The sequence below is a fragment of the Pseudomonas sp. E141 genome (assembly GCF_052659885.1).
Genome location: NZ_CP084024.1, coordinates 1,655,047 through 1,676,146 on the forward strand (window position 1 = coordinate 1,655,047; position 21,100 = coordinate 1,676,146).

A 21,100-nucleotide genomic window follows, 5' to 3' on the forward strand; every position below is an offset into this window, starting at 1 on the left:
CCCAAGCTTAGACAGATTAGACGAGCACACCGGATGCAATTTCGCCCCTGCTCCGCTAGCATTAGCCGCTTCTGCTTTCCAGTGGCGATGGTTTTCGATGAGTTATCAGGTTCTTGCACGTAAATGGCGTCCGCGCTCGTTCCGCGAAATGGTCGGCCAGACCCATGTGCTCAAGGCCCTGATCAATGCCTTGGACAGCCAGCGGCTGCATCACGCCTACCTGTTCACCGGCACGCGCGGCGTCGGCAAGACGACCATCGCGCGGATCATCGCCAAGTGCCTGAACTGTGAGACCGGTATTACCTCGACGCCGTGTGGCGAGTGCTCGGTATGCCGGGAAATCGACGAAGGCCGTTTCGTCGACCTGATCGAGATCGACGCCGCCAGCCGCACCAAGGTCGAAGACACCCGTGAACTGCTCGACAACGTGCAGTACGCGCCAAGCCGTGGGCGCTTCAAGGTCTACCTGATCGACGAAGTGCACATGCTTTCCAGCCATTCCTTCAATGCGCTGCTCAAGACCCTTGAGGAGCCGCCGCCCTACGTCAAGTTCATCCTGGCGACCACCGACCCGCAGAAGCTTCCTGCAACGATTTTGTCCCGCTGCCTGCAGTTCTCCCTCAAGAACATGACCCCGGAGCGGGTGGTCGAGCATCTGACCCACGTGTTGGGTGTCGAGAACGTACCGTTCGAAGACGATGCGCTGTGGCTGCTGGGCCGCGCTGCCGATGGTTCGATGCGTGACGCCATGAGCCTGACCGACCAGGCCATTGCCTTTGGTGAAGGCAAGGTCATGGCCGCCGATGTGCGGGCCATGCTTGGCACCCTCGACCACGGCCAGGTCTACGACGTGTTGCATGCGCTCATCGACGGTGACGCCAAGGCGTTGCTCGAAGCGGTGCGTCACCTGGCCGAGCAGGGGCCGGACTGGAATGGCGTGCTTTCGGAGATTCTCAACGTGTTGCACCGTGTCGCCATCGCCCAGGCCTTGCCTGAGGGGGTCGACAACGGTCATGGCGACCGCGATCGGGTGCTGGCATTGGCTCAGGCGCTGCCGGCCGAAGACGTGCAGTTCTACTACCAGATGGGGCTGATCGGTCGGCGCGACCTACCCCTGGCGCCGGATCCGCGCGGTGGTTTCGAAATGGTGCTGCTGCGGATGCTCGCGTTCCGGCCAGCCGACACGGACAACGCCCCGAGGCAACCGCTAAAGCCAGTGGGGATCAGCCAGGCCACAGCTGATTCCGCCAAGCCAGTGGCTGCCGCGCCCGTCGTTGCGCCGGCAGTGGCCTCTGCCCCGGCAGCGGTTGAGCAACCGGCCCCGGTGCCTGTCGTCGCGGCGCCTGAGCCCGAGCCTGTCGTCGAGGCGTTGCCGCAGCCGGTCGCTGAAGAAGTGGTCGACCTGCCCTGGAACGACCCGGTCGAGGCTCAGGTCGTCCAGCAGCCTGCCGTGGAACCGGTGCTGGAAACCGTCGCCGAGCAACCCGAGTTGCCACCGATGCCTATGCCCACGCCCGACAGCGTGGTACCCGACGCGCCCGAGTGGGTGGCTGCACCGGTGCCTGAGCCCACGGTGGCGGACGTTGATGTCGCCACGCCAGGCATGGACCTGGATGATGAGCCGCCACTGGACGAGGATTACATCGAGCCGGACATGGATTCGGCCTACAGCTATCTGGATGAACTGGCCAGCGAGCACGCCGCCGAGCCGGCCCCGGAGCCCGAGCCTGAACCGGCGGCGATGCCGGCTACCGGGCTGGCCCTGCAATGGCTGGAGCTGTTCCCGAAACTGCCGATTACCGGCATGACCGGCAGCATTGCCGCCAACTGCACGCTGATCTCCGTGGAGGGCGACCACTGGCTGCTGCACCTGGACCCGGCCCACAGCGCGCTGTTCAACGCCACGCAGCAGCGCCGTCTCAACGATGCACTGAACCAGTATCACCAGCGCACGCTGACGCTGAGCATCGAGCTGATCAAGCCTGAGCAGGAGACGCCGGCCCAGGCTGCGTCCCGCCGCCGTGCCGACCGTCAGCGCGAAGCCGAGGAGTCGATCCACGGTGATCCGTTCATCCAGCAAATGATGCAACAGTTCGGTGCCGTGGTCCGTCACGATACTATCGAACCTGTCGAGGCCCCGGTGACCCAGGGCTCATAACTGAAAGCGTCAGGCCGAACGGGCCGGGCGCGGTGTTTATCCAAGTACTTTCGAGGTGATTCCCATGATGAAAGGTGGCATGGCCGGCCTGATGAAGCAGGCGCAGCAGATGCAGGAAAAAATGGCCAAGATGCAGGAAGAACTGGCCAACGCCGAAGTCACCGGCAAGTCCGGCGGCGACATGGTGACCGTGGTCATGACCGGTCGCCACGACATCAAGCGCGTGAGCATCGACCCGAGCGTGGTCGAAGGCCTGAGCGAAGACGACAAGGAAATGCTCGAAGCCCTGTTCGCCGCCGCCGTCAATGACGCAGTGCGCAAGATCGAAGCCAACAGCCAGGACAAAATGTCCGGCATGACCGCTGGCATGCAACTGCCGCCGGGCATGAAACTGCCGTTCTGACTCGCCATCCCGATCGGGATGGGCTACATAAAATGCCAGGCATCGCGCCTGGCATTTTTGTTTGTGTCACAAGGCGAGTGCGCTAGAAACTTTACTTGCTCCCACCAGTACCCACTGAACAAACATCGAACGCCGCCCCGTCGGCAATGGTCTGCTTCCTATAGGTCCCACTCAACGATCAAGGAGACGCTTCCATGTCACAAGCATCGACCACCCACCAGCGCATCGTCCTCGCCTCCCGCCCCACAGGTGCTCCCACCCCGGACAACTTCCGTCTGGAGCAGGTGACGTTGCCGGAGCTGCAGGAGGGGCAGATCCTGCTCAAGACGCTGTTTCTCTCATTGGACCCTTACATGCGTGGGCGTATGAGTGATGCACCTTCCTATGCCGCGCCGGTGGAAATCGATGAGGTGATGACCGGTGGTGCTGTCAGCCGGGTCGAACGTTCGATGCATCCGAAGTTTCAGGAGGGGGATCTGGTGGTGGGCGCTACAGGGTGGCAGAGCCACACTGTCAGCGATGGCCGCAATGTCATTCCGATCCCGTCCGGGCTGCCCAGCCCGTCGATGGCGCTGGGTGTGCTGGGCATGCCGGGCATGACCGCGTACATGGGCTTGATGGAGATCGGTCAGCCCAAGGCCGGGGAAACCCTGGTGGTCGCGGCGGCCTCGGGCGCAGTCGGCTCGGTGGTCGGCCAGGTGGCGAAGATCAAGGGCCTGCGGGTGGTCGGTGTGGCCGGCGGCCCCGAGAAATGCAAGTACGTGGTCGACGAGTTGGGGTTCGACGCCTGTGTCGATCACAAGCGCGATGACTTTGCCGAGGCACTGGCCCGGGCTTGCGACAAGGGCATCGACATCTATTACGAAAACGTCGGTGGCAAGGTGTTCGACGCCGTAGTGCCGTTGCTCAACGCCAAGGCGCGCATTCCCCTCTGTGGTCTGATCGCGTCCTACAACGAGCATGAAGCCCCCAGCGGCCCGGATCGCTTGCCGCAATTGCAGCGCACCTTGTTGACCAAGCGGGTGAGGATCCAGGGTTTTATCGTGTTCGATGACTACGGCGACCGTCAGCCGGAGTTCATCAGCGCCATGGCGCCTTGGGTGCGTGACGGCAAGGTCAAGTTCCGCGAAGACGTGGTCGATGGCCTTGAGAATGCACCACAGGCCTTTATCGGCCTGCTGGAAGGGCGCAACTTCGGCAAGCTGGTGGTGCGGGTGGCGCAGGATTGAGTATTTGACGCTAATCGGAGGCGCGGGTATAAACCGCGTCTCGTTGTTATGTCGGACATTTCCTCCATGAGCTTCAGCCCTTTGATTCGCCAACTGATCGACGCCCTGCGAACTTTGCCGGGTGTGGGTCAGAAAACTGCCCAGCGAATGGCGTTGCAATTGCTTGAGCGTGATCGCAGCGGCGGTTCGCGTCTAGCTCTTGCCCTGAGCCAGGCCATGGAAGGGGTAGGGCATTGCCGCTTATGCCGCACCCTCACTGAAGACGACCTCTGCCCGCAATGCGCCGACCCGCGTCGGGACGACAGCCTGCTATGCGTTGTGGAAGGTCCCATGGATGTGTACGCCGTGGAGCAGACCGGTTTTCGCGGCCGTTATTTCGTGCTCAAGGGGCATTTGTCTCCGCTCGACGGCCTGGGGCCGGAAGCCATCGGCATTCCGCAACTGATGGCGCGGATCGAAGAGGCCGGGACTTTCACCGAAGTCATCCTCGCCACCAACCCGACGGTCGAAGGCGAAGCCACCGCCCACTACATCGCGCAATTGCTCAACAACAAGGGCCTGATCGCCTCACGCATCGCTCATGGCGTGCCGCTGGGCGGCGAGTTGGAGCTGGTGGACGGCGGGACGCTGGCGCATTCGTTTGCCGGGCGCAAACCGATCGCTTTATAACTGCCACGAATAACGCTGTGGGAGCGAGCTTGCTCGCGATAGCGGTGTGTCAGTCACCATCGATGTTGGCTGACACACCGCTATCGCGAGCAGGCTCGCTCCCACATGGGGTGTGTGTGCTATTGACGGGCGTTACCTTTCGCTCAACGAAAACTGCGTCAGGCAGAACGTCGGTATCCCCATGTCTTCCAGGCGCTGCGAGCCAAGCAACTCCGGCAGGTCGATGATCGCCGCGGCCTCGTGGACCTTGGCGCCCATGCGGCGGATCAGGTTGGCGGCGGCGATCAGCGTGCCGCCGGTGGCGATCAGGTCATCGAACATCACCACCGAATCACCCTCGCACAGGCTGTCGGCGTGAACTTCAAGGAAGGCTTCGCCGTATTCGGTCTGGTAACCCTCGGCCAGCACATCCGCCGGCAGCTTGCCTTGCTTGCGAAACAGCACCAGGGGCTTGTTCAACTGATAAGCCAGGATTGAGCCGATCAAGAAGCCTCGTGCATCCATCGCGCCGATGTGAGTGAACTCGGCCTCGACATAACGGTGGGCGAAGCTGTCCATCACCAGCCGCAGCGCGGTGGGGGACTGGAACAGTGGGGTAATGTCGCGAAAGATCACGCCCGGCTTGGGGAAATCGATCACGGGGCGGATCAGGGATTTGATATCGAAGGAGTCGAAGACCATCGTCTAGGTGTCCTGGCAGGCTGCAAACGCCGGAGTATAGCGCGGCAAGGCGAACCTGGGCCGCGCGCATGCTCATCAGCCGTCGATCGAGCCACCCGCCAGGGCGCAGAGCTGGATCGGGTCGAGAATATGGATCTCCTTGCCTTCGGCGGCGATCAACTCGTTCTGTTGGAAACGGGTGAATACCCGGGACACAGTTTCCACCGCCAGGCCCAGGTAGTTGCCGATTTCGTTACGCGACATGCTCAGGCGGAACTGGTTGGCCGAAAAACCGCGAGCGCGGAAACGTGCCGAGAGGTTCACCAGGAACGTGGCGATGCGTTCGTCGGCGGTTTTCTTCGAGAGCAGCAGCATCATTTGCTGATCGTCGCGGATTTCCCGGCTCATGACCCGCATCAACTGACGACGCAGTTGCGGCAGTTGCAAGGCCAGCTCGTCCAAGCGATCGAAGGGTATCTCGCACACCGAGGTGGTTTCCAGCGCCTGGGCCGAGACCGGATGGGTTTCGGTGTCCATGCCCGACAGACCCACCAGCTCGCTGGGCAGGTGGAAGCCGGTGAGCTGTTCTTCGCCGCCATCGCTCAGATTGAAGGTTTTCAAGGCGCCCGAGCGCACGGCATAGACGGAATCGAAGGTGTCGCCCTGGCGAAACAGGAATTCACCTTTTTTCAACGGTCGGCCCCGTTTAACGATGTCGTCCAGCGCGTCCATATCCTCCAGATTCAATGAAAGTGGCAGGCAGAGCGGAGCCAGGCTGCAATCCTTGCAATGGGCCTGGTTGTGGGCGCGCAGTTTGACTGGCTCGGACATTTCTTAAATCCTTGTGGGAAACACACATAAGCCGTAAGGGTAACTCAGCGCAGGTACTCCGGCCAGTGGGCTTTCATCGTCAAATTGTCGCGCTCAGATGACTCGGGAGAAGCGCTGTCGATTGTGTCCTTCCAGGTAGGCATCAAAGACCATGCACACCGAGCGCACCAGCAGGCGCCCGGCGGGCAGTACCTTGATGTGGCTGCTGTCCAATTCGATCAGGCCGTCTTCGGCCATCCCCTGCAATTGCGGCCACAACGGTGCAAAGTAACCGCGAAAATCGATGTTGAACGTTTGTTCGATGTCGGTGAATAGCAGATTGAAATGGCAGATCAACTGCTGGATCACCGCGCGCCGCAGCCGATCGTCGGCATTGCACAGCAGCCCGCGACTGGTCGCCAGTTGACCGTCGGCCAAGGTGTTCTGGTAATGGTTCAGGTCACTGCTGTTCTGGCAGTACAAATCGCCGATCTGGCTGATGGCTGACACGCCAAGGCCGATCAGGTCGCAGTGACCATGGGTGGTATAGCCCTGGAAGTTGCGTTGCAGGGTGGCGTCTTCCTGGGCAATCGCCAGTTCGTCGTCGGGCAGGGCGAAGTGGTCCATGCCGATATAGCGATAACCCGCTGCGGTCAGTTGTTCGATGGTGCCTTGCAGCATCGCCAGTTTCTGCGCCGGGTTGGGCAGGTCCTGGCTGTTGATGCGGCGTTGGGGCATGAAGCGTTCCGGCAAGTGGGCGTAGTTGAACACCGAAAGCCGGTCCGGCTGCAGCTGGATGACTTCCTGGACCGTGCGGGCGAAATTTTCCGGGGTCTGTTTGGGCAGCCCGTAGATCAGGTCGATGTTGATCGAACGGAACTGCAAGGTCCGGGCGGCTTCGATCACTGCGCGGGTTTCTTCCAGGCTTTGCAGGCGGTTGACGGCGCGCTGCACGGCCGGGTCAAGGTCCTGCAGGCCGATGCTGACGCGGTTAAAACCCAGTTCCCGCAACAGGCCCATGGTGGACCAGTCGGCTTCCCGGGGATCGATTTCGATACCGTAGTCGCCGGAATCGTCCTCCAGCAGGTTGAAGTGTTGGCGCAACCTGGCCATCAACTGGCGCAGTTCGTCATGGTTGAGGAACGTCGGGGTGCCGCCGCCCAGGTGCAATTGTTCTACGCGCTGGGCCGGGTCGAGGTGGCAGCCGATCAGCTGGATTTCCTGTTCCAGGCGTTGCAGATAGGCGTGGGCGCGGCCACGGTCCTTGGTGATGACTTTGTTGCAGGCGCAGTAGTAGCAAATGTTCGCGCAGAACGGCACATGCACATACAACGACAGTGGCCTCAAGGCTTTGCGGCTGTCGCGCAGGGCGTGGAGTAGGTCGAAGGTCCCCACCTGGCTGCCGAATTGCGCCGCGGTCGGATACGAGGTGTAGCGGGGCCCCGCCAGGTCGTAACGGTGGATCAGATTTGAGTCCCAACGAATGGCGTCGAGCATGCGGGCGTTTCCCGGATAGGCTGGCATGGGCGAGAGTTTAAGAGGGAGGGCGCGGGGCGGTTTTGATTTGCGTCAACGGGGGGTGGAGTCTGGGCGAGGGCCAATCGCGAGCAAGCTCGCTCCCACAGGGATTTGCGGTGTTCATGAGGTTTGGGTCAGCCGCGATCCAGTGTGGGAGCGAGCCTGCTCGCGATGGCGGCGACTCGGTCAATGCCCCATGAGCCAATGCTGATGCGGCCCTGGCAGGGTCCAGACACCAAAGACAATCACCAACAGCCCGCCGGCCATGCGCACGCTGCGTTTGCGCAACAGGGCGGTGATGCGTTCGGCGGCCATGCCGGTGGCGAGCAACACCGGCCAGGTGCCGAGACCGAAGGCGAGCATCAGCAACGCGCTGTCCAGCGCATCGCCCTGGCTGGCCGACCACAGCAGGGTGCTGTAGACCAACCCGCACGGCAGCCAGCCCCAGAGTGCGCCGAGCAGCAAGGCCCTGGGCAGGCTCGACACCGGCAGCAAGCGGTTGGCGACGGGCTGGATATGCAGCCACAGGCCACGACCGACGCCTTCGATGCGGGTCAGGCCGCTCCACCAGCCCGCCAGGTACAGGCCCATGGCGATCAACAGCAGGCCGGCCAACACGCGCATGACCATCGCCGCCGGACTATTGGCCACGGCCCAACCAGCCAGGCCGATCAGCAACCCTGCGCTGGCGTAGCTCAGAATCCGCCCAACGTTGTAGGCCAGCAGCAACCGAAAGCGCCGGCTGCGCTGTTCCTTGGGGATTGCCAGGGTCAGGGCGCCCATCAGGCCGCCGCACATCCCCAGGCAATGGCCGCCGCCCAATAAACCCAGGATGAGCGCCGAGACCAACAATGGCGCCAGATCAAGCATGGGGCGGGGCCTTGTCGTCCGGCTTGCGGGGCTCGCCGCTGGCTTCGTCCACCGCTGCCTTGTGGTTCGGGTCCTGATCGTCGAACAGAATGCTGTGGGCCGGACCGTCGAGGTCGTCGTACTGCCCGCTGTCCACCGCCCAGAAGAAGATGTAGACGGCAATGGCCACGATCAGCAGTGCGGCCGGGATCATCACGTAAAGAGCTGGCATGTCGGAACTCCATGCCCGCGCGGCTCAGGCCGGCAGCGGGCGGGTATCGGGCAAGGCATCGAAAACCGGCGTCTTGGGCTGGCGAGTCAGCCTCAGCGCATTCAACACTACGGTCAGCGAACTGATGGACATGCCGATCGCGGCCCACACCGGCGTAATCCAGCCGAGGGCGGCGAACGGCAACATGAGGCCATTGTACAGTGCCGCCCACACCAGGTTCTCGATGATCACCCGCCGTGTGCGCCGCGCCAGGCTGAAGGCGTGGATCAGGGCGTCGAGACGGTTGGACAGCAGCACCGCATCGGCGCTGGTCTTGGCAAGATCGGTGGCCGAGCCCATGGCGACACTGATGTCCGCCGCAGCCAGCACCGGCACGTCGTTCACCCCGTCGCCGAGCATCAGCACCTTGCGGCCCTGCTGGTGCAACTGTTGCAACACGGCCAGTTTGTCGTCCGGGCGCAAACCGCCGCGGGCCTCATCGATGCCCAGTTCGGCGGCGACACTGGCAACCATGGGCGAACTGTCGCCCGACAGCAACAGTGTGCGCCAGCCCCGCGCTTTGCAGGCGGCCAGCAATGCCGGGGCGTCGGTACGCAAGCGGTCGTCGAGGACGAACCAGGCCAACGGACCGATGTCATCACCCAGCAGCAACCATTGTCCGGGCTCATCCGGCATCACCGGCACCGCCGCGCCACTGAGTTCGCAGACAAAACCGGGTTGGCCGATGCGCAGGCGCTGGCCACCCACCAGCCCTTCCAGGCCCAGCCCCGGGGTGCTTTGCACATGCTCGGCGGCCAGTGGCGCGCGGCCAAAGGCACGGGCGATGGGGTGTTCGGAGCGATTTTCCAGTGCCGCGGCCAGGCCCAGGCATTGATCACTGTCCAGGGCCGTCAGCGTTCGAATGGCGCGCAACGCCAGACGCCCTTCGGTGAGGGTGCCGGTCTTGTCGAAAATCACCGTGTCGATCTGGTTCAGGCCCTCCAGCACATGGCCGCGAGTCAGCAGCAGGCCAAGCTTGTGCAGCGTGCCGGTGGCGGCGGTAAGAGCGGTTGGCGTGGCCAGGGACAGTGCGCAAGGGCAGGTGGCGACCAGCATCGCCAGCACAATCCAGAAGGCGCGAGAGGCATCCAGTTGCCACCACAGCACACCGATGGCCGCCGCAGCGACCAGGGAGAACAGCAGGAACCATTGCGCGGCGCGGTCGGCGATTTCCGCCAGCCGCGGCTTCTCGGCCTGGGCTCGTTCCAGCAACCGGACGATGGCCGACAGCCGGGTGTCTTGCCCCAGTGCCAACACCTGGACCGTCAAGGCGCCTTCCACGTTAAGGGTGCCGGCCGTCACCGTGTCGCCCACTTGGCGAGGTTGTGGCAGGTATTCGCCGGTCAGCAGTGATTCGTCCACGCTGGACTGGCCGTCGAGGATTCTGCCGTCGGCCGGCAGAACCGCTCCGGGATGCACCAGGACCCGGTCACCGGTGCGCAATTCGCTGAGCAGGATGCGTTCACTCTGGCCGTTATCCTCCAGGCGCAGGCACGAGGCCGGCAGCAGATTGACCAGTTGTGCGGTGGCGGCAGCGGTGCGCTCCCGGGCACGGCGTTCCAGGTAGCGACCGGCCAGAAGGAACAGTGCGAACATGCCCACGGCATCGAAATACAGCTCGCCCACCCCGGTGACGGACGTCCAGATCCCGGCCACGTAGGCACCGCCAATGGCCAGGGACACCGAAACGTCCATGGTCAGGTGTCGGGTGCGCAGGTCGCGCATCGCGCCCTTGAAGAACGGCGCGCAGCTATAGAACACGATAGGTGTGGTGAGGAACAGCGCGACCCAGCGCAGGATGGTGTGCATCTCCGGGCTCAGGTCGATGTTGAATTCCGGCCAGGTGGCCATGGTCGCCATCATCGCCTGGAACCAGAGCAAACCGGCTACGCCCAATTGGCGCAGGGCCAGGCGATTTTGCGCGGCCAACTGTTCGCTGGCCTGATCGGCCTGGTAGGGATGGGCGACGTAGCCGATCTGGCGCAGTTCGGCCAGCAAGGTGCTCAGCGGTAATTGAGCGTCGGCCCAGCTCACGTGCAGGCGGTGATTGGACAGGTTCAGCCGCGCCTCGGCCACGGCGGGCAGGCTGCGCAGTTGTTTTTCGATCAGCCAGCCGCAGGCGGCGCAACTGATGCCTTCGATCAGCAGCGTGGTTTCGGCCAGCTCGCCTTCATGGCGCACGAACGACTGCTGCACGTCCGGGCGGTCGTACAGCGCCAGCTCATCGATCAACTGGACCGGCAGGGTTTCGGGGTTGGCCGACGCTTCGCTGCGATGCTGGTAATAGCTTTCCAAACCACCAGCGACAATGGCCTCGGCCACCGCCTGGCAGCCCGGGCAGCACAGCTCACGGGTTTCACCCAGGACAACGGCGGTGAAGCGACTGCCTGGGGGGACGGGCAGGGCGCAGTGGTAGCAAGGCAGTGGGGTGGTCATGAGGTATTCACATATCGAAACTTTCTGGCATCTGAAGGCCTTTTCGCGAGCAGGCTCGCTCCCACAGGTCTGCGTCGTTGTGAATTGAACCTAACGACACCTCAATGTGGGAGCGAGCCTGCTCGCGATTGCGCGCAGCGCAGCCGTCTATTTCTTCAGGTCTTCAGCGCCTTGCAGCGGTTCATCGCCGAGCAGGATGGCCTGGTTATGGTTGATCTGCTCTTCTTCGAACAGGCGCCAGGTCTTGTCGTTCTCCACACCCAGCAATTCGACAAAGCGCCGGCCTTCGATCTTGTCCGTCAACTGACCGACATACCGTCCCGGCTCGCTGTCGTTGCGCGTCAGGACGATCTTGCGATCCTTCTCCGGCTGGGTGGGCGAGATCAGGCTCAGTTCCAGGGTCTGGGGCCGGCTGTCGCCGCTCAGGCGCAGGTTTACTTCGCCGGTGACGTCATCCAGTTGCACGTTGGCATGCAGTTGCAGGGTCTGGCCCAGCAGTTCGCGCTCCAGGGAGCGGTTGATGCCCTTGCCGGCTTCGTAGTAGTTGTCGTTGACCAGGTTGTCCGGGTTGTTCACGGCGATGGTCACCATGGTCAGACTCAGCGTCACCGAGCAGGCCAGGATCGCAATGATGATCCACGGCCAGAGATGCTTGTACCAGGGGCTGGTGGCGGTTGCTGCAGGCATGTTCAGTTCTCTCAACGAATTTGTGGGCCGATGAACCGGCTCTTGGCTTCAACATGAACGCTGTCGTCATCGGCATCCTTGAGGATGAACGTCACCTCGTTGGTGCTCGACGGCAGTTGGTCCGGTGCACTGGACAGTTCTACCGGCTGGGTGAAGATCTCACCGGCCGCGACCTTGATTTCCCGGCGTCCCTGGAGCTTGAGATCCGGCAGGCCGGAGGCCTCCAGCACGTACGTATGGTCGTGCTGGTCCTTGTTCATGATCTTGAGGCTGTAGACGTTCTCGATCCGGCCTTCGGCGTTCTCGCGGTACAGCACGCGGTCCTTGCTGACGTCGAAACCGACCAGCGAACGCATGAAGAACGCGGTCACCAGCAGACTGATCATTGCCAGCAGCACCAGGGCATAACCGATCAGGCGTGGGCGCAGTTTATGGGTTTTCTGCCCCGAGAGGTTATGTTCGGTGGTGTAACTGATCAGCCCGCGCGGATAATCCATCTTGTCCATGATGTTGTCGCAGGCGTCGATGCACGCCGCGCAGCCGATACATTCAATCTGCAGGCCATCGCGAATGTCGATACCGGTGGGGCAGACCTGGACGCACATGGTGCAGTCGATGCAGTCCCCCAGGCCCAGGGCCTTGTAGTCAACGCCCTTCTTGCGCGGGCCACGGCTTTCGCCCCGACGCGGGTCGTAGGAAACGATCAGGGTGTCCTTGTCGAACATCACGCTCTGGAAACGGGCGTAAGGGCACATGTAGATGCACACCTGCTCGCGCAGCCAGCCGGCGTTGCCGTAGGTGGCGAGGGTAAAGAAGCCGACCCAGAAATACGACCAGCCATCGGCCTGGCCGGTAAAGAATTCGAACACCAGTTCGCGAATCGGCGTGAAATAACCGACGAAGGTCATGCCGGTCACAAAACCGATCAGCAGCCACAGGCTGTGCTTGGCCAACTTGCGCAGGAACTTGTTCCCGCTCATGGGCGCCTTGTCGAGCTTGATGCGTTGGTTGCGGTCGCCTTCGGTGACCTTCTCGCACCACATGAAAATCCAGGTCCACACGCTTTGCGGACAGGTGTAGCCGCACCAGACCCGCCCGGCATAGACCGTAATGAAAAACAGGCCGAAGGCGGCAATGATCAGCAGTCCGGACAGGAGGATGAAGTCCTGCGGCCAGAAGGTCGCACCGAAAATGAAGAATTTGCGTTCGGGCAGGTTCCACCAGACGGCCTGATGCCCGCCCCAGTTCAGCCAGACCGTACCGAAATACAGCAGGAACAACACGCCACCGCCGACCATCCGCAGGTTGCGGAACAGGCCGGTGAAGGCACGGGTGTAGATTTTTTCCCGAGAGGCATACAGGTCGACGCTTTGGTTCGCGTCCTTGGCAGGCGGGGTGACGTCATGTACCGGAATCTGGTTACTCATCAAAATGCATCCCACGGCAGTGGAAAAGTGCCGGGATCAGTACGTGCCGACCACGGTCAGAAAGGGTATTGCAGTGGTGCAATGATACGCCTGTAGGTCTAGCTCAAGGGTGCGACCTTTGGTCGCGTTGGGACTCTGCATAGAATGGTGTAGCGGATGTAACAAGTCATGACCCAGATCAATTGACTATAGACATTCCATGGCGTTGGCGAAAAAACCAAGGACCTGCCGACTCGTTCGACAGCCCCTCCTGATTGTTTTGTGCCACTATTTTTGGCGGCTCCGCCGCCCAGCGGGGGTAAGTTCCCTCGCCACGGGGATTTGCGCTTAACCTGCGCCTGGTCATTTGTTCGCAAGCGCCAGATCGAACTGCTTGTTTCCCAATTTGATCTAGCCGCCAGGGTTTTCTTGAGCACAGCCGAATCCCGGCTCTGATTATTTTTGTGCGCTGCAAAGAGAAGCGTCAGGCGCACAAATGCATCAAGTTTCTACCGGCGGTACAAAATGTTGTAGAACGCGGTTTGCTCATCCTTGATCAAGGACAGATCGTGCCCCGTGGGAATTTTTTCGAACAGCGCTTTGTTGACTGCCATCCGACGCATGATGATCACCTCCAGCAATTGGCCGAACAGCGCTTCATCACGGACGTGTTTTTTCAGTTTTAGAATTTCGTGAGGCTTGTCTTTCAGGACGTGAAAGGCGTAATTCATCACAACCATATTGGAGACGAACAGGTTTGCCGTTGACTGAAGCGGATTGACCGCGTCGATCAAAGCATCAAATATTTTTTGCCTGTCCTGAGCATAGGTGGGCAAAAAAACGTCGGGGTACATAAGCTCGCTGTGACGATCATTGATCGCGCAGCGGTAATGGGTATCGTCGGGCTCGCTGAGTAATCTGACTGTGCTTGTTTGAAACGTTTTCAACGTACTCAGCAGTTGATGCTCTTTCCTGCTGTCGGCCTTGATCGCTTTGTAAACCAGATCAATCACATCCAGAAAAGCCACGGACCCCAGCCCATCGGTCGCCATCATCAACTGATTGCCCTCGATGCTGAACCGACGATACGCCTCGTCATCGATGCTCAATTCGAAGAGGAGGAACCTAAGCATGTAGTTCCTGAGGCGCGCATCCGCATCCAGGGTGCTGTTCTTCAAGCTGATCAGTTGGATCAGGTAGAAGAAAATAAAATATTCCTTGTTGGTTCGTTGACGGTTGTCGATTTCAAGCAGGTAGCCAAAGCGCGACAGGACCAGGAGGAGGGCGTAGCAGTCGGGTTCCGTGAAGCCGTTCTTCAGCATGGCTTTTTCGAAAGCGCTGGTGGAAAACAAGTCCCGCCAGCGGCTAACGCTGAAGGGAGCGCCATTGTGTTTTTTCGCGACGACGTTCAGTAGCGAAGGCTCGTCTTCTTTGTAAAAAACAGCACCCAACGCCTTCGGATACGGCCGGACGTTCAGGAAATTTTCAAGCTTGTATGAGAGAAGATCGAATATGTCCATCTGGCTTTATCCGCAGGTCTTCCATTTTCCGTTCGGGCCTTTCTTCTCGACACGAAATGACGTAATGGTTTTATTGAATTTATCCAATAATCGGAAACCGATGCCTCTGGCCTTGGGCTCATTCGTCTTGGACAGCACGCCATCTTTCAGGCCCGTCTCTTTATAGTCAACGGTAGAGATGTCCTTGTGGTTATTGAGCATGCTGACCCCTTCGTTATTGACGGTGGCCACTACCCGATACTTCTCATTGCCTGGGTTGAATCCAGGGTTACTGTCCTGGTTGACCCAGACCGCTTTTTCTCCTCGGATATTCGGAACCAAGCCGCCTTTGCCTCCGTTGGCGGCCTTGGACGAGACGGTTTCGCTCTCGCCCATGTACCGGATAATCTCATTCTCTTTAAGCCCCAGCGGGTCGATCCAGGTAAATGGATTCGGTGCGTAGCGATAAAGATTCAGGCTTGCGGCCAGGCCCAAGGGGTCGGGCGTGGTAAAGCGGCCTATGTCGGGATCATAGAAGCGGAAGGTGTTGTAGTGCAGGCCTGTTTCCCGGTCCAGGTATTGCCCCTGAAAACGCAGGTTCTGTTCTTCGATGTAGTACGGCTCACGGACTTCATCAATGGTATTGCCCCATACCTGGTAGTGAGCGTGCCATAGCGGATGGCCGTCACTTTCCGTCAAGGCCTGTGGCTGACCATTGGGGTCGTTGTGGTAATAGCGGATGCGTTGATGTTCACCGATGCCGTCGACCCGGGCCAAGGGCTCGTGACTGTCGCCAATATAGAGGTACAGGCTGGTCAGGCTATTTTTATGTTCCTTGAGTAATTGCAGGCCATCCCAGTCGAAACGCGTGCGGGCGATGAGACGCCCGTTGTCGTCATGTTCGGTTTTCTCAATCCTTCGGCCCAACGGGTCGTAGCGCATCCTGACGACGTTTTCACCATCGGATTTCTGGGTTCGAACTTCAACCAGCCGGTGATCCGAGTCGTAACTGAAGCGCTGCAGGCCATGTCGCCCACTGCGCTTTTCAATCATTCGGCCAAAATCATCGTAGCGATAGTGCTTATCCTGATAGCGCTTGAGTTGGTTGTGCGTAACCCGCCCACCTGTACCAGGTGAACTGTCGAGGAGATTGGCGGCGGCATCGAAGGAAAATGTTTCATTCTGGCCTTGTCGAGTGCCCTGGCTTGCCAGGATGCGGCCGGTCACATCGTAGTGCAGCAATTGGCGTTGTTGACCTTTTGGCTGCCGTTCAAGGCGCGCCACCAGGTGGTCGCCAGGATCAAACTCAAAATGGGTTTGATCTGCGGCAGGCATCAACGACGGCTGGCTGGTATGCCGGCGTTGGCGGCTGCGTAAGCGCCCGCTACGGTCATATTCACTCCGTGTGCTGATTTGGCCTTGGGTGCGCAGCACCTCTCGATGCAGCCGGTCGCGTTCGAAGTCGCTGATGACGTGGCCGTCGAGGTTGATTTGGTGCAGATGACCACTGCCATAGTACAGGCGGCTGACCCAACGGCCGTCGGGTAGGTGGGTCTGGATCAGGTTGCCGAGTTCGTCGTAGTGATGCTTCAGAACGCCCGCTGAACTCTGCTCCTCAATCAGATAACCCAGCGCGTCATAAGCAAAGCCCAGTCGTTGTTCGTTGCCGTCGTTAGCGATGACGGTGGCTTCGATTAACTGATTCAACGGGCTATAGCTGTACCGGGACTGTCCATCAGGTGTGATTCGGGTGGTCAGCCGGCCAATGGCATCACGTTCGAGATGATGAACAATGGTCCTTTCACTGGGCTGATGATCACCTCGCGGCGCTGCGATGGTTTCGACTCGTTTTACGTTGTTGAGGACGTCGTACGTGTAGCCTTTGGCGCTGCCATCAAGGTTGCGCTGTTCGGCCAACCGATCCCCCGCATCCCAGGCAAACCGGTAGCTCTCGCCATTCTCATTGGTCAGCGCCTGCAGCCGCCCGTAGCTGTCGTACGCGAATTGCACCTGCCGGCCGTGGGCGTCGGTGCGTTGGCGGACCTGACCGCGACGGTTGTGCTGGTAGAGCGTGGTGTGCCCGGCCGGGTCGGTGTAGCCGGTCAACTGCCCGGCGAGGTCGCGCTGGTACTGTTCGGTGCGGCCATCCGGCAATTGGCTGCTGAGCAAACGGCCTTGGGCGTCGTAGCTGAACTGGGTGCGCTCGCCGAGGGCGTCGGTGATGGTCTGCAGGTAGCCGCGCTGGTCGTAGCTGAACCGTGTCGGGTAACCCGAGCAATCGATGTGCTCCACCAACTGCCCGAACGGATTCCAGCGCAGCTTTTTAAGCTTGCCGGTGGCGTCGATGATTTCGATGACCTGACCGTGGGCGTCATAGCGGTAGCGGGTGACGTGGCCCAGGGGATCGGTTTCGGCGGTGCAGTTGCCGCGTTGATCGTAGCGGTATTTCCAGCTGTGGCCGGCGGCGTCGGTGTCCACCAGCGGCAGCGCCCAGTGCTCGAGCCATAACGTCGAATCACTGCGGCCCAACGGATCGGTTTCGCCGATCAGGTTACCGGCCTCGTCATAGCTGTATTCATAGCGCCCGCCCTGTGGGTCGGTGGCGCTGAGCAGTTGGCGTTCGTCGTTCCACTCGAACAGCCAGGTCTGGCCGAGGTTGTCGCTGTATCGGGTGATCTGGTGTTGGCTGTTCCAGTGGCGCGTGCTGACGCGCTGCAAACCGTCGGTAATGCGGGTTACACCGGCCTTGAGGTCATAGTCGAACTGGTAGGTGTCGCCCTCGTCGGTCCAGTGGCGGACCACGCGCCATTCCTGGTCTTCGACCAAGGCCCATTCGTAGAAGCAACGCAGCCCGGTGGGCAGTTGGTGTTCCAGCATTCGCTGGCCGGCGTCGTAGCTGAAACGCCGTTGCACCTGGCCGGTGGCGTCGCGTACTTCGCTCAGGTTGTTCGCTGTGTCGTAGGCGTAGCTGACCAGCACTTCGCGCTGTTGGTCGGGGTAGAGGCGTTCTATCTGGGTGACGCGTTCGCGCTCGCGGATCAGCTCGACTTGCACCAGATCGAAGGTGTCGCGCAGGCGTATCAGTCGTCCGGCGGCGTCGTAGTCGAGGAAGATGCGATTGTCGTTGCGGTCACCGAGTTGGCTCAGGCGCAGCAGGGATGTGTGGCCCGGCGTGGGTTCGAATAGGCGATACACACCGTCGTCGCTTTCGATCAGCAACTGCCCGTTGAGATGACGTCGCACGGCCAGGCCTTCGCCAGCACTGAACACCGCGCCGCCCAACGGGATCGAACCCATGTCGATGGGCCGGGCCTGTTCGTCGGTGTAGAGCAGGGTCTCGCCGCCCTCGGGATGGGCCAGGATCTCCACCTGCACCTCGTAGACCACGCTCCAGCCCGCACCGAACATACCTTCGCGGCGCTCGTCGCGGCTGTTGTAGAAGCGTTGCCAGTCGATTGGCAGAACACCGGGCAAAACGAAGTCCAGCTCTTCATCGCGGCCCAGCACCTTGGCGCCGGTGGCGGCATGCACCGGGTTCGACGAACCCATGGCGGCGTTGGCCGCGGCGCCCATAGCGCTGCTGACCGCCATCGACGCCGCGCCACCGGCCAGCATGCACGGCAGTTTGCTGAAGAACTTGCCCTTGCCCCCCTTGAGCATCAGCAACGCGGTGACCGCCAGCCCCACGCCCGGGGTCTTGCCGCTGCGAATCTCACGCACCACCACTGAGCCGCCGCCGATGGTCACGTCCGGGGAAATCAACCCGGCCGAGACCACCGTCGCATCGCAGGTGCTGCGGTCGCCGCTGCGCACGGCGGGCTGGCCATTGATGGTGACTTTGTCCGAGCCTTCAGCCATGAACTGCGGCGGCATCGGTGGGTGCTTGGTGCAGATCACCAGGTCTTCCGGCCGAGTCTCTGTGCCGGGGGCGGGCGAGGCGACGGTGGGGCGCCACATCTGCGAGAAGAAGTTGCCGGCCATGTCCAGGTAACTGGCCTCGGCTTCTTCTTCCGGCTCGGGCATGTCCAGTTCGGTGCCGGCCGGCGCGACATGGGAAACAACCGCTCCGGCGGCGCGGGCCGAGGGGATGTTGTTGGTAAAGGTGTCCTTGGAGCCGGTGAGGATGTTGGCCTGCACCGTGGGCGGGAAGAGCGCGTTGCCGATGCCTTCGCAGATATTGCTCAGGCCTTCGTCGGCCCCGGTCTTGCTCATGGCAATGCCCACGACCGCCCCCACCACCGCACCGAGCAGGAAACAACCCAAGCCACCCGTGGCGACGGTGATGCCGGTGGCGGCCACCACCGCTGCCGTCGCCAGGGCGGTGATGGCGATGTTGGCCGCCACTTCCAGCACGCCGCCGAGAATGTCGGCCATCATGGAGGTGTGGTTCAGTGCATCGCCCAGGCGAGCGGCCCAGAGCGCGTCAGACATGCCGGGGGCTCATCGTTGCGCGCTGAAGTGTTTCGATGCCCATTGCGCCTATCTCCTTGGCGGTAATTGATGGTCCGTCGCGACGTTATATTAGCTTGACCATGGATTGAGCAAGGCCACGCCGCTGCTTTGAAAATCACTCACATTGCGGGTGACCACGGTCAGGCCATGGACCAGCGCGGTGGCGGCAATCAGTGCATCGCATTCATTGCTGCGATCCGGTATATGCAGGCGAGCGCAGCGCAGCGCGACGGTGCGGTCGACCGCCAGGATCCTGCCGGAAAATGCGGGCAGGACGTGGTTATCCAGCCACGCGCGCAGGCGGCTGCCTTGCACCGGATCTTTGCGTTCGAAGCGCATTACACCAGTTTCCAGCTCCAATACGGTGATTGCCGAGACATACAGGTTGGGGGCGGACACGCTCCGTGCCCAGGCCTGTACGTTTTTATCTGCATGCGGCTTGCGCAGTTCCGAAATGACATTGGTGTCGAGTAGAAACATCAGGACAGGTCCACTGGCCGGGGAGTGATGACGGCACGTTCGGTATCGAAATCGGTATCCGGCGCGTCAGGCATGACCAGCAACTCGACAATGCTGGTGCCAATGCCGGTCAGTTTCTGGTACTGCTCAATGCTTAGCAGTACGTGGGCCGGCTTGCCACGGTCAGTGATGATGACTGGCCCCTGGCGGGCGGCTTTTTTGGCACCACTTGTGTCGTGGTTGAATTCGCGGCTGGAAATGGTCGTGATGGACATGGCAGTGCCCTCATAAACTACAATGTAGGCACGTTACTACTGGCGTGGGCGGCGAGTAAGTTAAACAGCTTCGCTCCTGGATACCCACCAATAAAAAAGGCCCCGCCAACATGGGTTGACGGGGCCTTTGGTACATCAGGCGTGTGCCTTACTGGGCATCGGCGGCTGGCGCCGGTTCCCCATGAGACAGGCTGTAGACGTACGCAGCCAGCAGGTGGACCTTGTCGTTACCCTGCAGATCGGCCTGGGCAGGCATCTGGCCCTGGCGACCGTAACGGATGGTCTGCTGCAGCTGAGCGAAGCTCGAACCGTAGATGAAACCGGCCGGGTGCGTCAGGTCAGGTGCGCCCATGGCAGGCGTGCCCTTGCCAGCTGGGCCGTGGCAGGCCACGCAGTTAGCCGCGAACAGCTTCTGGCCGTTGGCCGGATCGGCCTTGGCGCCTTCCGGCAGTTTACGGCCGTGCAGACTGGTCACCACGTAGGCGGAGACGTCGGCAACGCCTTGCTCGCCAACCACGGCAGCCCAGCCCGGCATCACGGCATGACGACCGCCCATGATGGTGGTCTTGATGGTTTCCGGCTCACCACCCCAGCGCCAGTCGGCGTCGGTCAGGTTCGGGAAGCCATAGGCACCCTTGGCGTCGGAACCGTGGCAGACCGAGCAGTTGGAGGCGAACAGGCGGCCACCCATCTTCAGGGCTTGCGGGTCTTTGGCGACTTCTTCAATCGGCATGGAGGCGAACTTGGCGAAGATCGGGCCGAACTTGGCATCCGAACGCGCCATTTCCTTTTCCCACTCGTGAACGCCGGTCCAGCCGGTCTGGCCATTGGCGAAAGGGGTCTGCTTTTCGGTGTCCAGGTAGTTATACCCTGGCAGCAGGCCTTTCCAGTTGCCCAAGCCCGGGTAGAGCACCAGATAACCCAAGGCGAAGACAATGGTGCCCACGAACAACATGAACCACCATTTAGGCAGTGGGTTGTCGTACTCTTCGATGCCATCGAACGAGTGACCAACAGTCTCGTCCGTTTGTTCGGCGCGCTGGCCCTTACGGGTCGACAGCAGCAGCCAGGTCAGGGCGAAGATCGTACCCAGACTGAGGACTGTGACGTACAGACTCCAGAACGTAGTCATTCTTTGTTACTCCTAGAAGCTTGCTCGACGTGCTTGATGGCTTCGGGATCATCCGCGAACGGCAGCAAGGTCGCGTCGTCAAACTCCGACTTGCGCTTGGGGCTGAACACCCACAACGCCAGACCGATAAAGGCCACCATCACGACGACGGTGCCCAGGCCACGAATCATCCCGATATCCATCTAAA

At 61.1% G+C, this 21,100-nt stretch carries 18 protein-coding genes; 4 read left to right on the forward strand and 14 right to left on the reverse strand.

Translation table 11 applies throughout. The features are described from left to right. Nucleotides 1-97 precede the first annotated feature (97 nt). From dnaX to recR, 4 genes are all read left to right on the forward strand, one after another. A complete protein-coding gene (gene dnaX / locus GKKCFE_RS07455) occupies nt 98-2,158 on the forward strand; it encodes a DNA polymerase III subunit gamma/tau (RefSeq protein WP_274090250.1) in 2,061 nt (686 codons plus the stop codon). 64 nt (nt 2,159-2,222) lie between these two features. After that, nucleotides 2,223-2,561 (forward strand): YbaB/EbfC family nucleoid-associated protein, encoded by a 339-nt coding sequence (locus tag GKKCFE_RS07460; protein WP_003183512.1) that lies wholly within the window; start codon nt 2,223-2,225, stop codon nt 2,559-2,561. Between the two features lie 194 nt (nt 2,562-2,755). Next, entirely contained in the window at nt 2,756-3,790 is a 1,035-nt protein-coding gene (locus GKKCFE_RS07465) for an NADP-dependent oxidoreductase (RefSeq protein ID WP_445577679.1), read from the forward strand. 66 nt (nt 3,791-3,856) lie between these two features. Further along, a complete protein-coding gene (gene recR / locus GKKCFE_RS07470; protein WP_047227281.1) occupies nt 3,857-4,459 on the forward strand; it encodes a recombination mediator RecR in 603 nt (200 codons plus the stop codon). A gap of 132 nt (nt 4,460-4,591) precedes the next feature. Here the strand turns inward: recR and GKKCFE_RS07475 are convergent, their stop codons facing one another. From GKKCFE_RS07475 to GKKCFE_RS07540, 14 genes are all read right to left on the reverse strand, one after another. Beyond that, a complete protein-coding gene (locus GKKCFE_RS07475; protein WP_041020481.1) occupies nt 4,592-5,140 on the reverse strand; it encodes an adenine phosphoribosyltransferase in 549 nt (182 codons plus the stop codon). A gap of 75 nt (nt 5,141-5,215) precedes the next feature. Continuing rightward, nucleotides 5,216-5,950 carry a fumarate/nitrate reduction transcriptional regulator Fnr gene (gene fnr, locus GKKCFE_RS07480; protein ID WP_047227176.1) on the reverse strand — a complete coding sequence of 245 codons (735 nt, stop codon included), beginning with the start codon at nt 5,948-5,950 and terminating at the stop codon, nt 5,216-5,218. Nucleotides 5,951-6,043: 93 nt separating this feature from the next. After that, nucleotides 6,044-7,426, reverse strand: coding sequence for an oxygen-independent coproporphyrinogen III oxidase (hemN, locus tag GKKCFE_RS07485; protein ID WP_188251213.1), 1,383 nt, complete (start codon nt 7,424-7,426; stop codon nt 6,044-6,046). A gap of 207 nt (nt 7,427-7,633) precedes the next feature. Further along, a complete protein-coding gene (locus tag GKKCFE_RS07490) occupies nt 7,634-8,317 on the reverse strand; it encodes a sulfite exporter TauE/SafE family protein (protein ID WP_445577680.1) in 684 nt (227 codons plus the stop codon). Further along, on the reverse strand, nt 8,310-8,528 hold the full coding sequence (gene ccoS, locus GKKCFE_RS07495) for a cbb3-type cytochrome oxidase assembly protein CcoS (RefSeq protein WP_047227179.1): 219 nt from the start codon (nt 8,526-8,528) through the stop codon (nt 8,310-8,312). The genes GKKCFE_RS07490 and ccoS overlap by 8 nt, the downstream gene beginning before the upstream one ends. A 24-nt stretch (nt 8,529-8,552) precedes the next feature. Further along, entirely contained in the window at nt 8,553-11,003 is a 2,451-nt protein-coding gene (locus GKKCFE_RS07500; RefSeq protein WP_445577681.1) for a heavy metal translocating P-type ATPase, read from the reverse strand. 147 nt (nt 11,004-11,150) lie between these two features. Beyond that, nucleotides 11,151-11,690, reverse strand: a complete 540-nt coding sequence (locus GKKCFE_RS07505; RefSeq protein ID WP_445577682.1) for a FixH family protein — start codon at nt 11,688-11,690, stop codon at nt 11,151-11,153. Between the two features lie 11 nt (nt 11,691-11,701). Continuing rightward, the gene (ccoG, locus tag GKKCFE_RS07510) at nt 11,702-13,117 is read right to left on the reverse strand and encodes a cytochrome c oxidase accessory protein CcoG (RefSeq protein WP_047227182.1); all 1,416 of its coding nucleotides are present in this window, start codon (nt 13,115-13,117) and stop codon (nt 11,702-11,704) included. A gap of 488 nt (nt 13,118-13,605) precedes the next feature. Then, a complete protein-coding gene (locus tag GKKCFE_RS07515) occupies nt 13,606-14,616 on the reverse strand; it encodes a hypothetical protein (RefSeq protein ID WP_076385624.1) in 1,011 nt (336 codons plus the stop codon). A gap of 6 nt (nt 14,617-14,622) precedes the next feature. Next, the gene (locus tag GKKCFE_RS07520; RefSeq protein ID WP_445577683.1) at nt 14,623-19,026 is read right to left on the reverse strand and encodes an RHS repeat-associated core domain-containing protein; all 4,404 of its coding nucleotides are present in this window, start codon (nt 19,024-19,026) and stop codon (nt 14,623-14,625) included. Between the two features lie 90 nt (nt 19,027-19,116). Then, nucleotides 19,117-19,527 (reverse strand): type II toxin-antitoxin system VapC family toxin, encoded by a 411-nt coding sequence (locus GKKCFE_RS07525; protein ID WP_076385622.1) that lies wholly within the window; start codon nt 19,525-19,527, stop codon nt 19,117-19,119. Then, nucleotides 19,527-19,781, reverse strand: coding sequence for a type II toxin-antitoxin system Phd/YefM family antitoxin (locus GKKCFE_RS07530; protein ID WP_076385620.1), 255 nt, complete (start codon nt 19,779-19,781; stop codon nt 19,527-19,529). The genes GKKCFE_RS07525 and GKKCFE_RS07530 overlap by 1 nt, the downstream gene beginning before the upstream one ends. Before the next feature lie 148 nt (nt 19,782-19,929). After that, entirely contained in the window at nt 19,930-20,913 is a 984-nt protein-coding gene (gene ccoP, locus GKKCFE_RS07535) for a cytochrome-c oxidase, cbb3-type subunit III (protein ID WP_076385618.1), read from the reverse strand. Further along, nucleotides 20,910-21,095, reverse strand: a complete 186-nt coding sequence (locus GKKCFE_RS07540; RefSeq protein ID WP_003183474.1) for a CcoQ/FixQ family Cbb3-type cytochrome c oxidase assembly chaperone — start codon at nt 21,093-21,095, stop codon at nt 20,910-20,912. The genes ccoP and GKKCFE_RS07540 overlap by 4 nt, the downstream gene beginning before the upstream one ends. Between the last annotated feature and the right edge of the window lie 5 nt (nt 21,096-21,100).

Excerpts from the sequence above, each read along its gene's own strand:
- dnaX (WP_274090250.1), top strand. The coding sequence starts at position 98 with ATGAGTTATCAGGTTCTTGCACGTAAATGGCGTCCGCGCTCGTTCCGC.
- GKKCFE_RS07460 (WP_003183512.1), top strand. The coding sequence starts at position 2,223 with ATGATGAAAGGTGGCATGGCCGGCCTGATGAAGCAGGCGCAGCAGATG.
- GKKCFE_RS07465 (WP_445577679.1), top strand. The coding sequence starts at position 2,756 with ATGTCACAAGCATCGACCACCCACCAGCGCATCGTCCTCGCCTCCCGC.
- recR (WP_047227281.1), top strand. The coding sequence starts at position 3,857 with ATGAGCTTCAGCCCTTTGATTCGCCAACTGATCGACGCCCTGCGAACT.
- GKKCFE_RS07475 (WP_041020481.1), bottom strand. The coding sequence starts at position 5,140 with ATGGTCTTCGACTCCTTCGATATCAAATCCCTGATCCGCCCCGTGATC.
- fnr (WP_047227176.1), bottom strand. The coding sequence starts at position 5,950 with ATGTCCGAGCCAGTCAAACTGCGCGCCCACAACCAGGCCCATTGCAAG.
- hemN (WP_188251213.1), bottom strand. The coding sequence starts at position 7,426 with ATGCTCGACGCCATTCGTTGGGACTCAAATCTGATCCACCGTTACGAC.
- GKKCFE_RS07490 (WP_445577680.1), bottom strand. The coding sequence starts at position 8,317 with ATGCTTGATCTGGCGCCATTGTTGGTCTCGGCGCTCATCCTGGGTTTA.
- ccoS (WP_047227179.1), bottom strand. The coding sequence starts at position 8,528 with ATGCCAGCTCTTTACGTGATGATCCCGGCCGCACTGCTGATCGTGGCC.
- GKKCFE_RS07500 (WP_445577681.1), bottom strand. The coding sequence starts at position 11,003 with ATGACCACCCCACTGCCTTGCTACCACTGCGCCCTGCCCGTCCCCCCA.
- GKKCFE_RS07505 (WP_445577682.1), bottom strand. The coding sequence starts at position 11,690 with ATGCCTGCAGCAACCGCCACCAGCCCCTGGTACAAGCATCTCTGGCCG.
- ccoG (WP_047227182.1), bottom strand. The coding sequence starts at position 13,117 with ATGAGTAACCAGATTCCGGTACATGACGTCACCCCGCCTGCCAAGGAC.
- GKKCFE_RS07515 (WP_076385624.1), bottom strand. The coding sequence starts at position 14,616 with ATGGACATATTCGATCTTCTCTCATACAAGCTTGAAAATTTCCTGAAC.
- GKKCFE_RS07520 (WP_445577683.1), bottom strand. The coding sequence starts at position 19,026 with ATGTCTGACGCGCTCTGGGCCGCTCGCCTGGGCGATGCACTGAACCAC.
- GKKCFE_RS07525 (WP_076385622.1), bottom strand. The coding sequence starts at position 19,527 with ATGTTTCTACTCGACACCAATGTCATTTCGGAACTGCGCAAGCCGCAT.
- GKKCFE_RS07530 (WP_076385620.1), bottom strand. The coding sequence starts at position 19,781 with ATGTCCATCACGACCATTTCCAGCCGCGAATTCAACCACGACACAAGT.
- ccoP (WP_076385618.1), bottom strand. The coding sequence starts at position 20,913 with ATGACTACGTTCTGGAGTCTGTACGTCACAGTCCTCAGTCTGGGTACG.
- GKKCFE_RS07540 (WP_003183474.1), bottom strand. The coding sequence starts at position 21,095 with ATGGATATCGGGATGATTCGTGGCCTGGGCACCGTCGTCGTGATGGTG.